Genomic DNA, 14,100 nt, shown 5'->3' on the forward strand with positions numbered 1-14,100 from the left:
GGGAGTGATCGGGTGAACCGATTCAGGTTTCTTCCTTCACTCTACGTAAATAAGACTGTAGCCTTAATGCGTTGGGAAGGAGGTGCAGGGCGGTGGTCTTCGTTCTCACGGTAGATCAGCGGGGCAGCCGAAGCATGACCGATCTCGTACCTGAGCTGCTGAACACGCTGAACCGGCGTCCGCGGCGGTCCGGGTTGCTGCGGAAGTTCGAGCGGACGGCCGGCGACGAGGTGCAGGGTGTGCTCTCGGAGGCACGGACGACCATCGACGTCATCGTCGAGTTGCTGCGCTCGGACACGTGGTACGTGGGGCTCGGCATCGGTGACGTCGCCCAGCCCCTGCCCCGCAGTACCAGGGCAGGCAGCGGCGAGGCGTTCGTGAACGCGCGCGAGGCGGTGAACCGGGCGAAGTCGAGCCCGCACCACGTCAACGTGGTGGGCACCGACTCTCACGTCGCGGAGCAGGTCGAGACGGTGCTGTGGCTGATGGCGTCCGTGCTGCGGCGCCGGAGCGAACGTGGCTGGGCTGTGGCCGATCTGCTGGCCGAGGGACTGACGAGGCGGGAGATCGGTGTGAAGCTGGGGATCAGCCAGTCTGCGGTGACCCAACGGGCCCAGGCGGCCGGGTTCGCCGAGGAACAACGTGGACGCGTGCTGGCGGCCGAGCTGCTGGGCGCCGGGGCCGCCGCGTGACGGCACTGATCCTGTCGTTGACCGCAGCCGGCCTGTTGCTCGCCGTACTGGCGTGGGTGCCCAGGGCCGGCTCCGCAGTACAGATCGTGGTCAGCGGGGTGATGCTGGCCTGTCTGGTGGCTGTCGGCCTCCTTCTGCTCGCAGGGGACGGCGTGGACGCCTGGCGCGAGCGCTGGTGGAACGTGCTGCTCCTGCTGGCCGGAGGCCTCGCGGTCACCGGTGGTGGGCCGTTGACGACGTCCGTGCTGTCTCTGGTCGACCGGGGCAACACCAGAGCCCAGTCGACCCAGAAGGCCGGAGAGGTACTGCGTGGTGGCGCGCTGATCGGTTCACTCGAGCGCGGCGCCATCTACGCCTCCCTGGTGGCGGGCTGGCCGGAGGGGCTGGCAATCGTGCTGGCGATCAAGGGGCTGGCCCGCTACCCCGAGCTGCGCAGCCCCGACCAGCCGGCCTCCGTCACACCGCAGGCAGTCGCCGAACGCTTCATCATCGGCACCTTCACCAGTGTGCTCTGGTCCGTCACCTGTGCCGGCTTCCTGCTGTCGCGTTAGTCCCTGACGACGTACGTCGAGATCACCTTGTCGTGCCAGGTCTGCTTCTGGTCGTCCCACAACGGCCACAGCAGGTTCAGGAAGCAGGCGTTGTTGAACAGGCCGCTCAGGAACTCGCGGAGGAACGCCTTGCCGGCACCGATCGGCTGGAACGACGTCGTGTCCACCAGCCTGAGGTTCAGGACGCTCTTGCCGACACTCTGCCCGGTCCGGCCCTGACGGAAGACCCGGTTCCACAGACCGAGGCCGAAGCTGACGGCGATACTCAGCAGAAAGACGAGGATCGCCCACGTCTCCGGGTCGTCGTCCGGGTAGGTGTTGCCGGCCCGGGAGGCGATGTTCGCGATGAAGATGCCGTAGCCGATGATCACCGGGACCGCGGTGATCAGGGAGTCGAGCAGGAACGCACCCGCGCGCGGACCCCAGTCGGCGAGCGGCGTCTGCGGGGTGCCGTACCCGTAGCCGTACTGCGGCTGCCCGTAGGGCGGCTGCCCGTAGGGGCTGTAGCCCGGCTGCGGCTGCCCGTACTGGGGCTGCCCGTACTGAGGTTGGCCCGGCTGAGGCTGGCCGTACGGAGGCTGGCCGTACTGGGGTTGACCGTCCTGGGGTCGGCCGGGCGAGCCGGAGGGAGGCTGCTGCCCGTACGGTGGGCGGTCCTGTGGGGGTGGAGTCGGTGTGCTCACAGCAGTTTCAGCTCTCCAGGCTCAGAGGCGGATGACCACGTCGTTGACGACCTTGTCGTGCCAGGTCTGCTGTTGGCGTCCCACAGCGGCCAGAGCACGTTGAGAGTACAAATGTTGTTGAGCAGTACCGCGCAGAACTCGCGGCCCAGTGTCGAACCGGCGCCGAGCAGCAGGCCGGTGTCGGCGTGCACGACCTTCAGCCCGGTGACCCTCGAACGACTGGCCGGTGCGGCCATGCTGGACGACCCGGTTCCAGAATGCGATGCCGAAGCTGACGAGGTACCCGCGCAGCGGGGCACCCACGCGGATCGGCCAGCCGGCCAGTTGCCCGGGCGGTGGGTAGCCGGAGCCCTGGCCGGATCCGCCTTGTCCGTAAGCGGTGTGGGTATAGCCCTGCGGCGGGTACCGGCCACCGGGCTGACGGGGAGGGACCTGATGTCCGTACGGCGAGTTGCTCACCGCACGAGCATCGCGGACCGACCGGCAACGGCGGACGCCGCGGCCTGAACCGGCCACGGCGTCCTGCAGGCGGATGCTCCGTCAGAGCTTGATCACGTAGGTGTTGTTGATCTTGTCCGCGAAGGTCTGCTTCTTCTCGTCCCAGAGCGGCCACAGGTAGCCGATGTAGCAGGCGGCACTGTCCAGGATGTGGGTCAGCTGACGCAGGAACGCCTTGCCCGGGCCGACCGGTTGACCGGTGTTCGCGTCCACGAGTTTCAGGCCGAGCACCTGCTTGCCGACGGTCTGACCGGTGTTCCCCTGGCGGATCACCACGTTCCAGATCGCCAGGCCGATGCCGATCAGGTAGAAGATGATCGCCACGATGGCCAGGCTCTCGTTCGACGACAGGGCGGCGCCGATGCCGTACGGCACACCGACGATCAGACCGTCGATCAGTGCACCTCCGACCCGGTTCGGCCAGGCGGCCAGATTGCCGGGGACGGCGCCGAAGCCCGGCTGCCCGTACGGCTGGTAGCCCTGACCGTACTGACCCGGCTGCTGCCCGTACTGACCGGGCTGCTGGGGATAGCCCGGCTGCTGCCCGTACTGCTGCGGCTGGCCGTAACCCGGCTGCTGGTGGCCGTAATCCGGCTGCTGCGGGGCGCCGTAGCCGGGCTGCTGCTGCCCGTACGGACCCGGCTGGCCAGGCTGGCCGTACTGCCCAGGCTGCCCGTACTGCCCAGGCTGCTGGCCGTACTGCCCAGGCTGCTGCTGGTCCTGCGGGCCGTAACCCGGCGGTGGCGTCGGATTGCTCACGACGATCCCTTCTGGTGATTGCTGTTGAGAGGTGAGTTGCAGGCTAATCGTCCGACGGCTCAGATCCGGCTACGGATCCCACGTGATGAGAGTTACGGTTGTCCGGTGAGTCATTCGCCGACCGTCGTACTGCGGCCGACCGGGCCGGTCCGGCCTGTGGACAGGCGTGTGCTGGGGCTGGCGGCCACCGGTGTCGGCGGATTCGCTCTCGCGGGCGTCTACCAGCTGTCCGGTGGCCGGCTCGGTATTCCTTGCCTCCTGCACGCAACCACAGGCCTGAACTGCCCGCTCTGCGGCTCGACCCGGATGGCCGCGGCTTTGCTCCACGGCGACCTGAATGCCGCCTGGCACTTCAACCCCGTGGTCCTGGTCCTCGGCCCGCTCATCGGTGTTGCCGTCGGCTACCAACTGCTGGCCTGGTCGCTGGAGTCCCTCCGGCTGATCCGGCTGCCCCGGCTCCGGATGAGCCCACGCGCGGTCGACTGGACCGTCAAGGCCCTGATCGCACTCCTCGTCGTCTACGGCTTCGCCCGCAACCTGAACTGAGTCGCCGCCGGGACCCCGGCGACGACTCAGTCAGGTGTGGTTCCAGGTCAGTAGTCGACCCAGCCGAGGGCGTAGGAGAGGGTGCCGAGCACGAGGGCCACGATGCCGCCGATCCAGGCCACCTTGGCCAGCGTGTCCGACCGGCCCTGCTCGCGGAACTTGCTCTGGGCAATCAGACCGAGCACGATCGCGGCCGGGCTGCAGCAGAACCAGCAGACGATGCCGATGATGGCCAGCGTCTGCGGGGTCTTGTTCTGCGGGACCCCCGTGCCGTAGCCGTAGCCACCGCCGTACTGACCCGGCTGGCCCGGCTGCCCGTACTGGCCAGGCTGACCGTACCCGCCCGGCTGGCCGTATTGCTGGCCGTACGCACCGGGCTGCTGCTGTCCGTAGGAGCCTTGCTGCTGGCCGTATTGTCCGGGCTGCCCGTACTGGCCGGGCTGTCCCGGGTACTGCTGGCCGTACTGTCCGCCCTGTTGGCCGTAGCCGGGCTGCTGACCGTACTGACCGGGTTGTCCTGGCTGACCATACTGACCCGGTTGGCCGTAACCGCCCGGCTGGCCGTACTGGCCGGGCTGCTGCTGGCCGTACTGGCTCGGCTGGTCGTCGTCCGGCTGACCGGCTGCGCCGTACTGGCTGGGCTGATCCGGCTGGTCGCCGTACTGGCTCGGCTGTTCTCCCGGGGACTCGTCGGGACCGTCCTGCGGCCTGTTCGGGTCGTTCCGGTCGTCGCCGGGAGGCGTCGGAGTGCTCACCGCGGTCCCTTCTGAGAACGTCGAGGATCCTCGCAGGCTATCTTTTCCACAGGCGCCTGGTCACGCGCCCACACCGCATCCCTTGAACACTCAAGGTTCCCGGTGGCTCAACCCCCGCAACCTTCGCTCACGGGTCAACCGGCCAACGATCCGTCGGAGACCCGGGCCCTTCCGGCTCGGTACGCGCCCCGACCCGCGGCGTACCAGGTGCCCGCCGGCAAACCGTAACAACCGCCGCAATCGCTTGCCTCCGCAGGTGTTGCCGACCGGACCGGTGCGCCGCGACCGGCATTGCCCAGATCACCGTGCCGAACGACAACCGACGCACAACACCCACGTCGGCGTGGCCTCGCCCGCGCGACGCCGCCGACGCCTTGCCCGGGTCGGCTTCGCCCGGACTCTGTGCCGTCTGAGAAACACTTCGGCCCCCGCGAGCACGCGGGGGCCAAGAGGTGCGGTACGACGGATCAGCCGAAACGGCCGGTGATGTAGTCCTCGGTCGCCTTCTCGTTCGGGTTCGAGAAGATCTGCTTGGTCGGGCCCATCTCGATCAGCCGGCCGGGTTTGCCGGTCGCGGCCAGGTTGAAGAACGCGGTCTGGTCCGACACCCGGGCCGCCTGCTGCATGTTGTGGGTGACGATCACCACGGTGAACCGGTCCTTCAGCTTCTCGATCAGGTCCTCGATCGCCAGCGTCGAGATCGGGTCGAGGGCCGAGCACGGCTCGTCCATCAGGATCACCTCGGGCTCGACCGCGATCGCCCGGGCGATGCACAGCCGCTGCTGCTGACCGCCGGACAGACCCGCGCCGGGCTTGTCCAGCCGGTCCTTCACCTCGTTCCACAGGTTGGCCGCCTGCAGCGACTGCTCGACCACCGCGGTGAGCTTCTTGCGGTCCTTGACCCCGTTCAGCTTCAACCCGGACGCGACGTTGTCGAAGATCGACATCGTCGGGAACGGGTTCGGCCGCTGGAACACCATGCCGACCACCCGGCGGACCGCCACCGGGTCGACCCCGGTCGCGTACAGGTCCTGCTGGTCCAGCATGACCTTGCCCTCGACCCGGGCGCCGGGGATCACCTCGTGCATCCGGTTCAGGGTCCGCAGGTAGGTGGACTTGCCGCAGCCGGACGGGCCGATGAACGCGGTGACCGAGCGGGGCTCGATCGTCATCGACACGTCCTCGACGGCCTTGAAGTCGCCGTAGTAGACGTTGAGGCCGCCGACCTCGATGCGCTTCGCCATATCGGTTCAGAACCTCTCGTGACTATTTCGACTTGATGGCGCTGAACCGGGCGACGAGCCGGGCCAGCAGGTTGAGTGCCAGGACAAGGAGGATCAGCGTGAGCGCCGCCGCCCAGACCCGGTCCGCGGCCGGCTCCAGCGCCAGCTCGGTCCGGTCCTGGTTGATCATCGTCGGCAGCGCGCCCATGAACCCGTCGAACGGGTTCAGGTTGATGTTCTTCGAGTAGCCGACCAGGATCAGCAGCGGCGCGGTCTCACCCATCACCCGGGCCAGACCGAGCATCACGCCGGTGACGATGCCGCCGAACGCGGTCGGCACGACCACCTTCAGGATCGTCTTCCACTTCGGCACCCCGAGCGCGTACGACGCCTCGCGCAACTCGTCCGGTACGAGCTTCAGCATCTCCTCGGTCGAGCGCAGGACGACCGGAAGCATCAGCAGCACCAGCGACAGCGAGACCGCGAACCCGACCCGGTTGAAGCCGAAGACCGTGATCCAGACCGCGTAGACGAACAGCGCGGCGACGATCGACGGGACACCGGTGAGGATGTCGACCATGAAGCTGACCGCCCGGGCGGCCTTGGTGCCCTTGCCGTACTCGACCAGGTAGATCGCGCCCAGGATGGCGATCGGCACCGCGATCGCCGCGGTGATCAGGCCCATGATGAGCGTGCCCATGACGGCGTGGTACGCGCCGCCGCCCTCGCGCCGGACGGTGACCCCGCGCTGCGACTGGCTCCACCAGTTGGCGTCGAACAGCAGGCTGTAGCCCTTGCTGATCACGGTCCACAGGATCCACAGCAGCGGGATCAGCGCGACCGCGAAGGCGAGCACGATCAGCACCGTGGCCAGCGTGTTCTTGAACGCCCGGGCGCCGGACTTCCCGCTCAGGTCCAGCGTCTGCCCGTCGTAGGCGGGCTTGTTCGCGGCAAGCACACTCATCGGCGTCCTCGCTTCGCTCCGGGCGCCGATGAGGCACCAAGTGGGCTGTGCCTTCTCATTCGCTCGCTACGCTCGCTCATGCTACGGCTCCTTCTTTCGCGGCCGCTCCGCCCGCGCTGCGGTTGCGCCGCGGACGCTTACCACCCGGACCGCTGCGCGCGACGATCAGGCGGGCCGCGGAATTGACCAGGAAAGTCACCACGAACAGCACCAGGCCGGCCGCGATGTAGGCGCCGGTCTTCTCCGGCGAGTCGAACTCGGCGGCGTTGTTGGCGATCTTGGACGCGAACGTCTCGCCACCGGCGAAGATCGACGAGTTCCACGGGTCGTTGCCGTTCGGCACGGACAGGATGATCAGTACGGCGACGGTCTCACCGAGTGCCCGGCCGAGGCCGAGCATCGAGGCGCTGACCACACCGGACCGCCCGTACGGCAGCACCGAGATCCGGATCATCTCCCAGCGGGTCGCCCCGAGCGCGAGCGCGCCTTCGCGGTGCGCGATCGGCGTCTGGGCGAAGATCTCCCGGCTGATCGCGGTGACGACCGGCAGGATCATGATGGCCAGGACGACGGACGCGGTGAACACGACGCCGACGTTGTCGCCGGTCGGCTTCTCGAAGACCGGCAGCCAGCCGAGGGCGCCGGAGACCCCGTCGATGACCGGGCGCAGGATCGGCGCGAAGAACAGGATGCCCCACAGGCCGTAGATGATCGACGGCACCGCGGCCAGCAGGTCGATCGCGTGCGCGACCGGCGCGGCCAGCCGCTTCGGCGCGTAGTACGTCGTGAACAGCGCCACCCCGACCGCGATCGGGACCGCGATCACCATCGCGATGATCGAGCTGACCACGGTCGTGTAGAAGAGTGCGGCGATGCCGAAGCGGGGCTCCTCGCCGCCGGGCTCCCAGACCCGGGAGAACAGGAAGCTGCTCTGGTTGTCGGCCAGGGCCGGGATCGCCAGCGCCAGCAGGAAGACGCCGACGAACGCGACGATCGCGACCACCAGGCCGCCGGAGCCGCGGGCCAGGCCCGCGAACAGCCGGTCGCCGAGGTGGCCGACCGGGCCCAGCTCGAGCTTCGGTCCGGTCGCGGTCGCGGCGGCCGCGGCCTGGGTCGGCTGGTCGTCGGCGTGCGCCGCGGCCAGTCCCTCGAAGTGCGGAGCCGGCCCGGCGGGCTCGCCGACGACCAGATCCTCGATCTGGGGTTCGGCCTGCGGTGCCGGCGTGCCGTCGGCCGGCCGGTCGGGCGGGGCCGTGCCGTCTGGACTACTCATCGATGGTGCTCCAAGCGCCTTTGTCGTTGGGGCTGCTGCTTCAGGTCCGACGAGGCGAAGCCCCGGCCGCCTCCGAGGACTCTCGGACCGGCCGGGGCTCGCATCACCGCTGGTTCGTCGTCAGCTGATCGACTGGATGGCCGCGTCGACCTTGGTCCGGATCTCGTCCGGGAGCGGCGCGTAGTTCAGTTCGGTCAGCGACGCCTGGCCGTCGGTGCTGGCGAAGTAGCTCAGGAAGCTCTTGACCAGCGCGGTCTTCTCGGCCGGCAGGCCCTTGCTGCAGGCGATCTCGTAGGTGACCAGAATGATCGGGTAGGCGCCCGCCTCCTTGGTCGCGTAGTCCAGGCTCATCGACAGGTCGTTGCCGGTGCCGGTCACCTTCGCGGCGGCCAGCGCCTTGCCGGCGGACTCGGCGGTCAGCTCGACCGGCGTACCGGAGCCGTTGTCGATCTGCGCGACGCCGAGCTTGTTGTCGACGGCGTAGGACCACTCGACGTAGGTGATCGAGTTCTTCGTGCTCTTCACGCCCTCGGCGACACCGGCGGACTTCTCCTTGCCGGCACCCGTGCCGGTCCACTTCTTGGCCGGCTTGCCGGTCCAGGCGCCACCGCCGGAGGCGGCCAGGTACTTGGTGAAGTTCTCGGTGGTGCCGGACTCGTCGGACCGGAAGAACACCGAGATCGGGGCGGACGGCAGGGTGACGCCCGGGTTGAGCTTGGCGATCTCCGGCGCGTTCCAGGTCTTCACCGTGCCCTGGAAGATCTTCGCCGCGGTGGCGCCGTCCAGGACCAGCTTGTCCAGGCCGTCGACGTTGTAGGCGATCGCGACCGGGCCGATGACCATCGGCAGGTTCAGCGCGGCGTTGTTCTCGCAGCGCTTGGCCGCCGTGGCGGCCTCGGAGTCACCGTCGGCCGCCTCGGTCTTGAGCGCGGAGTCCGACCCGGCGAAGTCGACCTGGGCCGCGTTGAACTGCTTGATGCCCGCACCGGAACCGGTCGGGTTGTAGTTCACCGTGACGTCGGCGCACTTCTCGTTGTACTTGGCGATGACTTCCTCGATGGCGTTCTTCTGCGCCGAGGAGCCCTCTGCGTTCAGGGTGCCCTGGGGGCAGTCGGCGCCGGTCGACGACGAACCCTCCGGGCTCGAGGAGCCGGACGGCTCCGGGTCACTGCCACAAGCGCTCAGAGCGAGGACGCCGAGGGATGCCACGGCGACGGTGCCGACGCGGAGCAGGCGATTGACGGACACGAGAGTGTTGCCCTTCTGCGGGAATCAGACTTCTGAACTTCCACAGACGGTAGGGAGACCAGGTGACCGACCGGTCCGTCGCCGGTAAACGAGCGGTGAACGATTCCGAGCGCGTGAACGACGCTTGGCGTGCCGTCAGGGGGCCAATAGGTGAACTGAGTTAAGAGCCGTGACTCTGTGTGTCCAGCAGCGCCTGTTCGATCAGCGCACGGTCAGCGTGCACGCGTCAGCTGGAGAAGTCCTCCGGGGCCACGCCGTCGAGGAACTGGCGGAAGCGCTCGAGCTCAGCCTGTTCCTCCTCCGGGGTCGCCACCCCGGCTTCGCGCAGGACCTGTTCCGTACAGCGGATCGGAGTGTTGAGCCTGACCGCGAGGGCGACCGAGTCGGACGGCCTGGCCGACACCCGGGCGCCGTTGGCCAGCACCAGTTCGGCGTAGAAGACGGCGTCCCGCAACTCGACGATCTCGACCGCCTCGATGTGCACCCCGAACGCCTGGATCAGGTCGCGCATCAGGTCATGGGTGAGCGGCCGCGACGGGCGCAGCCCCTGCTCCTCGTAGGCGATCGCGGTCGCCTCGACGGAGCCGATCGAGATCGGCAGGTAGCGGTAACCCTCGGTCTCGCGCAGCATCATCACCGGGGCCCGGTTGGGCGATTCCATCCGGATCCCGATCAGTGTCAGTTCTCGCATCATCGTCATGGTGCGCCCGGAACCTCTCCTCAGACCCGGGCCCGGTGGGGCGCCAGGTTCCTCGGTAGGAACATACCCGCCGCTCCCGGAGTCATCCGGGCACCCCGGCGGCTGTGCCTGGATCGTCACCGACCCGTGCTGGTAGTGCCTCCTACGGAGCGCTGAACCGCTCGTAGATGAGACGTCCGTCCCCCAACTGGTGCGCCACCAGGAACGCCCCCGGCGAGAACTTGCCCACCCGCAGCCCGAGCTCCCGGGCCAGCGCCGGCAGCACCGGCCGGTGTGAGCACACCACCGTCACCCTGCCCGGCTTCCACGCCTTCCCGGCCAGCCCGGCGAGCGCCCCCGGGTCGGCGTCGTACCCGCGCTCCGAGATCTCCGGCCAGAGATGGATGTGCCGGTCGATCGAGGCGGCGTACGGCGTCAGCGTCGCCACGCACCTCTCCGCGTCGCTGCTGATCAGCCGGTTCACCCCGAGCGCGGCCAGTACTCCGGTCAGACGCTCGGCCTGCGCGGTCCCGGTCGGGCTGAGCGGCCGGGCGGTGTCCTTGCTCTCCCAGTCGTTCCGCTTCATCGCCTCGGTGTGCCGCAGCAGGACCAGCGTGGCGACCACGGGGATGATTCGGTCCAGGCAGTTGAGGATGTCCACGTCACGCGGGTAGCTGAGTTTGGTGCGTGCCTTGTTCAGCGGGAGCCAGGCGACCTCGTCGACCTCGCTGTTCGGCTGGAAGTCGGCGTCGTCCAGCGGAGTCGCCGACCAGTAGTGCACGAGCTTCGGCGCGGTCCCGCCGTTCTTGCGGACCGTGTAGCGCTGCACACCGAGCGGCGGCCCCAGGACGACCTGCTGGCCGGTTTCCTCCTCGATCTCCCGACGGGCGCCCTGCAGCACGTGCTCCTGCGGCGTGAGCTTGCCTTTCGGCAGCGACCAGTCGTCGTACCGGGGCCGGTGCACGAGCAGCACCTGGCGGGTGCCGCGGCGCTCGCGCCAGACGACACCACCTGCGGCGATGACGGTCGCCGAGGTGCTCATGCACGTCCTCACTTCGCTCCGGCCGCGCATGAGACACGACATGCGCTGTGTTCGACGATGAGCTCGCTTCGCTCGCTCATGGGATCACCCTAGGTAATGGGGTCAGCGGTTCTGCGGCGGCCACGCGTGGCGATGAGTCTATTCTGCAGATCGCGGAGCGGCGCACCGTCCGGCCCGGACAGCCTGGCCTGCCAGGTGTCGTCCGGTTGCAGCCACCACGAGCCGGTGCCCTCGTCGAGGGCGAGGTCGAACATCTCCCGCATCTCGGCGACGTGGTCGAGCTCCTTCAGCTGAACCAGGACCTCGACCCGGCGGTCCAGGTTGCGGTGCATCAGGTCGGCCGAGCCGATCCACACCTCCGGTTCACCGCCGTTCTCGAACCAGAACACCCGGCTGTGCTCGAGGAACCGGCCCAGAACGCTGCGCACCTGGATGTTCTCCGACAGCCCCGGTACGCCGGGCCGGAGCGTGCAGATGCCGCGGATCCACAGCTCGACCGGTACGCCCGCCTGTGACGCCCGGTACAGCGCGTCGCAGAGGGCCTCGTCGACCAGGCTGTTCACCTTGATCCGGACCCGGGCCGGGCGGCCGGCCAGGTGGTGCTGCACCTCGCGGTCGATCCGCTCGACGAGCCCACGCCGTACCGACTGCGGGGCGACCAGGATGCGCCGGTAACCGGCGCTGCGGGCGAACCCGGACAGATGGTTGAACAGGTGTGCGATGTCCTCGGTGACCACCTTGTCGCTGGTCAGCAGCCCGAGGTCCTCGTAGAGCCGGGCGGTCTTCGGGTGGTAGTTGCCGGTGCCGATGTGGACGTACCTGCGCAGCCCGTCCGGCTCGTCGCGGACCACCATCGACAGCTTGCAGTGGGTCTTGAGACCGATGACGCCGTACACGACGTGGCACCCGGCGTGCTCCAGCTGACGGGCCCACTTGATGTTCGCCTGCTCGTCGAAGCGGGCCTGGATCTCCACCAGCACCAGCACCTGCTTGCCGGCCTCGGCCGCGTCGATCAGCGCGTCCACGATCGGGGAGTCACCGCTGGTCCGGTACAGCGTCTGCTTGATCGCGAGCACGTGCGGATCGGCGGCCGCCTGCTCGATGAACCGCTGCACACTCGTCGAGAACGAGTCGTACGGATGGTGCACGAGCACGTCGCGCTGCTTCAGCGCGTAGAACATGTCCGCCGGGTTGGACGTCTCCATCTCGGCCAGGTGTGGGTGCGTGGACGGGACGAAACCCGGGTACTTCAGCTCGGCGCGGTCCAGGCCCGCGATCGCGAACAGGCCGCGCAGATCCAGCGGACCGGGCAGCTCGAACACCTCGGCCTCGGTGACCCCGAGCTCGGACAGCAGCAGCGCCCGTACCTGCGGGTCGATCGACTCCTCGACCTCGAGCCGTACCGGCGGACCGAACCGGCGGCGCAGCAGCTCCTTCTCGAGCGCGGCCAGCAGATTCTCGGCGTCGTCCTCCTCGACCTCCAGGTCCTCGTTGCGGGTGACCCGGAACGTGTGGTGCTGGATGACCTCCATCCCTGGGAACAGCTGCCCCAGGTGGGTCGCGATCACATCCTCCAGCGGCACGAACCGGCCCTCGGCCACCTGGATGAACCGCGGCAGCAGCGGCGGCACCTTGACCCGGGCGAAGTGCTCGCCGCCGGTGTCGGGGTTGCGGACCACGACCGCCAGGTTCAGCGACAGGCCCGAGATGTACGGGAACGGGTGCGACGGGTCGACCGCCAGCGGGGTCAGCACCGGGAACACCCGGTCCCGGAAGAACCGGGTCATGTCCTCGCGCTCGGTGTGCTCCAGGTCGTCCCAGCGCAGGATGTCGATGCCCTGCTCGGTCAGCGCCGGCTGGACCGCCTTCCGCCAGGTCTCGGCGTGCCGGTCCATCAGCTCGCGGCTCCGGCTCAGGCTGCGGTCGAGCACCTCGCGCGGCAGCAGCCCGCTGGCCGCCCGGACCGCGACCCCGGCCGCGATCCGGCGCTTCAGGCCGGCGATCCGGACCATGAAGAACTCGTCCAGGTTGCTGGCGAAGATGGCCAGGAACTTCGCCCGCTCGAGCAACGGGATCCGGTCGTCCTCGGCCAGCTCGAGCACCCGTTGGTTGAACGCCAGCCAGCTCAGTTCGCGATCCGAGAAACGGTCCGCCGGTAGGTCCCCGGCCGCCGCGATGTCGTACGGCGGCTCGACGTCGTACTCCCGGTTGTGGGACGCCAGCAAGTCTCCTGCCACGCTGACCAGCATCGCATCCTTTGGTGAACGAGAGGTGGCCGGGCGCATGTCGATTCCGGTGGCCGGCCGCGCCGTTCCTGTTGCTAGCGTCACTCCTCGTGAACTCACGACTGGACTCGCTGCTCCGCGGCACGGTCTCCGCCGTACAGGCGAACGCCCTGACCCCGCTGTACGCGCTGCCGACGGCTGTGCGGCGGCGGCTGGCCGGTGCGCCGGTCCAGATCGTCGGCAACACGCTCGACCCCGAGCTGCGGTTGCTGCTGCGGGTCGAGAAATTGTTGCCGAGCGCACCCAAGTCGGACGTGCCGACGGCCCGGTCCCACCTGCGGACCTTGTGCAAACTGGTCTCCGGCACACCGCGTGACCTACAGCGTGTGACCGAGCTCACCGTCCGTGGCGCCGACGGGCAACTCGGAGCCCGCCTCTACGTCCCGCGCGCCGCCGGCCGCGGCCTGCTCGTCTTCCTCCACGGTGGCGGCTGGGTCGTCGGCGACCTCGACACCCACGACGCGCTCTGCCGCTCGCTGGCCGACGACGCCGGGATCCGGGTGCTGTCCGTCGACTACCGCCTCGCTCCCGAGGCACCGGCCCCGACCGCTGCCGAGGACGCGATCGCCGCGTTCACGTGGGCCGTCGACCACGCCGGGGACCTCGGCGCCGACCCTGCGCTGGTCGCCGTCGGCGGCGACAGCGCCGGCGGAAACCTCGCCGCGGTGGTCGCCCAGCAGTGTGTACGCCGCGACCTGCCGCGGCCCGCCCTCCAGGTACTGCTCTATCCCGCCCTCGACCTGGTGAACCGCCGCCCCAGCCGTGACCTGTTCGGCGACGGCGGCTTCATCCTCACCGAGGACGACATCGTCTGGTACCGCGACCACTACACCCCCGACCCGACGATCCGCCCCGACCCGATCGTCTCCCCGCTCCTCGCCGACGACCTCACCGGCCTGGCC

The 14,100-nt window shown here is 68.9% G+C and carries 15 protein-coding genes; 4 read left to right on the forward strand and 11 right to left on the reverse strand.

Annotated elements, in window-relative coordinates:
* Nucleotides 1–134: 134 nt before the first annotated feature.
* Together E1218_RS15585 and E1218_RS15590 are read left to right on the forward strand one after the other, a co-directional pair.
* Nucleotides 135–692, forward strand: a complete 558-nt coding sequence (locus E1218_RS15585) for a transposase (protein WP_165949282.1) — start codon at nt 135–137, stop codon at nt 690–692.
* Nucleotides 689–1,243 carry a hypothetical protein gene (locus E1218_RS15590; RefSeq protein ID WP_132320672.1) on the forward strand — a complete coding sequence of 185 codons (555 nt, stop codon included), beginning with the start codon at nt 689–691 and terminating at the stop codon, nt 1,241–1,243. The genes E1218_RS15585 and E1218_RS15590 overlap by 4 nt, the downstream gene beginning before the upstream one ends.
* On the opposite strand, the gene E1218_RS15595 is transcribed toward E1218_RS15590, so the two are convergent.
* The 3 genes from E1218_RS15595 to E1218_RS15605 all read right to left on the reverse strand — a co-directional run bounded on the left by E1218_RS15595 (nt 1,240) and on the right by E1218_RS15605 (nt 3,183).
* The gene (locus E1218_RS15595; RefSeq protein WP_132320674.1) at nt 1,240–1,926 is read right to left on the reverse strand and encodes an RDD family protein; all 687 of its coding nucleotides are present in this window, start codon (nt 1,924–1,926) and stop codon (nt 1,240–1,242) included. The genes E1218_RS15590 and E1218_RS15595 overlap by 4 nt on opposite strands.
* The gene (locus E1218_RS15600; protein ID WP_132320676.1) at nt 1,923–2,162 is read right to left on the reverse strand and encodes an RDD family protein; all 240 of its coding nucleotides are present in this window, start codon (nt 2,160–2,162) and stop codon (nt 1,923–1,925) included. The genes E1218_RS15595 and E1218_RS15600 overlap by 4 nt, the downstream gene beginning before the upstream one ends.
* Nucleotides 2,163–2,466: 304 nt before the next feature.
* Nucleotides 2,467–3,183: an RDD family protein gene (locus E1218_RS15605; RefSeq protein WP_132320678.1), complete on the reverse strand. Its 717-nt coding sequence runs from the start codon at nt 3,181–3,183 to the stop codon at nt 2,467–2,469.
* 105 nt (nt 3,184–3,288) lie between these two features.
* On the opposite strand from E1218_RS15605, the gene E1218_RS15610 reads away from it, so the two are divergent.
* Entirely contained in the window at nt 3,289–3,729 is a 441-nt protein-coding gene (locus tag E1218_RS15610) for a DUF2752 domain-containing protein (protein WP_132320680.1), read from the forward strand.
* A gap of 47 nt (nt 3,730–3,776) precedes the next feature.
* Here the strand turns inward: E1218_RS15610 and E1218_RS36640 are convergent, their stop codons facing one another.
* From E1218_RS36640 to E1218_RS15650, 8 genes are all read right to left on the reverse strand, one after another.
* Entirely contained in the window at nt 3,777–4,484 is a 708-nt protein-coding gene (locus E1218_RS36640) for a DUF4190 domain-containing protein (protein ID WP_202866037.1), read from the reverse strand.
* A 467-nt stretch (nt 4,485–4,951) separates the two neighbouring features.
* The gene (gene pstB, locus E1218_RS15620) at nt 4,952–5,728 is read right to left on the reverse strand and encodes a phosphate ABC transporter ATP-binding protein PstB (RefSeq protein WP_132320682.1); all 777 of its coding nucleotides are present in this window, start codon (nt 5,726–5,728) and stop codon (nt 4,952–4,954) included.
* A 22-nt stretch (nt 5,729–5,750) separates the two neighbouring features.
* Nucleotides 5,751–6,671, reverse strand: a complete 921-nt coding sequence (gene pstA, locus E1218_RS15625; RefSeq protein ID WP_202866038.1) for a phosphate ABC transporter permease PstA — start codon at nt 6,669–6,671, stop codon at nt 5,751–5,753.
* 76 nt (nt 6,672–6,747) lie between these two features.
* Nucleotides 6,748–7,740: a phosphate ABC transporter permease subunit PstC gene (gene pstC, locus E1218_RS15630; protein WP_165949284.1), complete on the reverse strand. Its 993-nt coding sequence runs from the start codon at nt 7,738–7,740 to the stop codon at nt 6,748–6,750.
* Between the two features lie 324 nt (nt 7,741–8,064).
* Nucleotides 8,065–9,192 carry a phosphate ABC transporter substrate-binding protein PstS gene (pstS, locus tag E1218_RS15635; RefSeq protein WP_132320684.1) on the reverse strand — a complete coding sequence of 376 codons (1,128 nt, stop codon included), beginning with the start codon at nt 9,190–9,192 and terminating at the stop codon, nt 8,065–8,067.
* A 226-nt stretch (nt 9,193–9,418) separates the two neighbouring features.
* The gene (locus E1218_RS15640; protein WP_132320685.1) at nt 9,419–9,892 is read right to left on the reverse strand and encodes a bifunctional nuclease family protein; all 474 of its coding nucleotides are present in this window, start codon (nt 9,890–9,892) and stop codon (nt 9,419–9,421) included.
* Between the two features lie 142 nt (nt 9,893–10,034).
* Entirely contained in the window at nt 10,035–10,913 is an 879-nt protein-coding gene (locus tag E1218_RS15645) for an NUDIX hydrolase (protein WP_132320687.1), read from the reverse strand.
* 89 nt (nt 10,914–11,002) lie between these two features.
* Nucleotides 11,003–13,162: an RNA degradosome polyphosphate kinase gene (locus E1218_RS15650; RefSeq protein WP_132320689.1), complete on the reverse strand. Its 2,160-nt coding sequence runs from the start codon at nt 13,160–13,162 to the stop codon at nt 11,003–11,005.
* Between the two features lie 86 nt (nt 13,163–13,248).
* Here E1218_RS15650 and E1218_RS15655 point away from each other — a divergent pair.
* On the forward strand, nt 13,249–14,100 hold an 852-nt coding region (locus tag E1218_RS15655; protein ID WP_233712248.1), incomplete at its 3' end, for an alpha/beta hydrolase.

Origin of the sequence: Kribbella turkmenica, from assembly GCF_004348725.1 — a bacterium.
GTDB lineage: Bacteria > Actinomycetota > Actinomycetes > Propionibacteriales > Kribbellaceae > Kribbella > Kribbella turkmenica.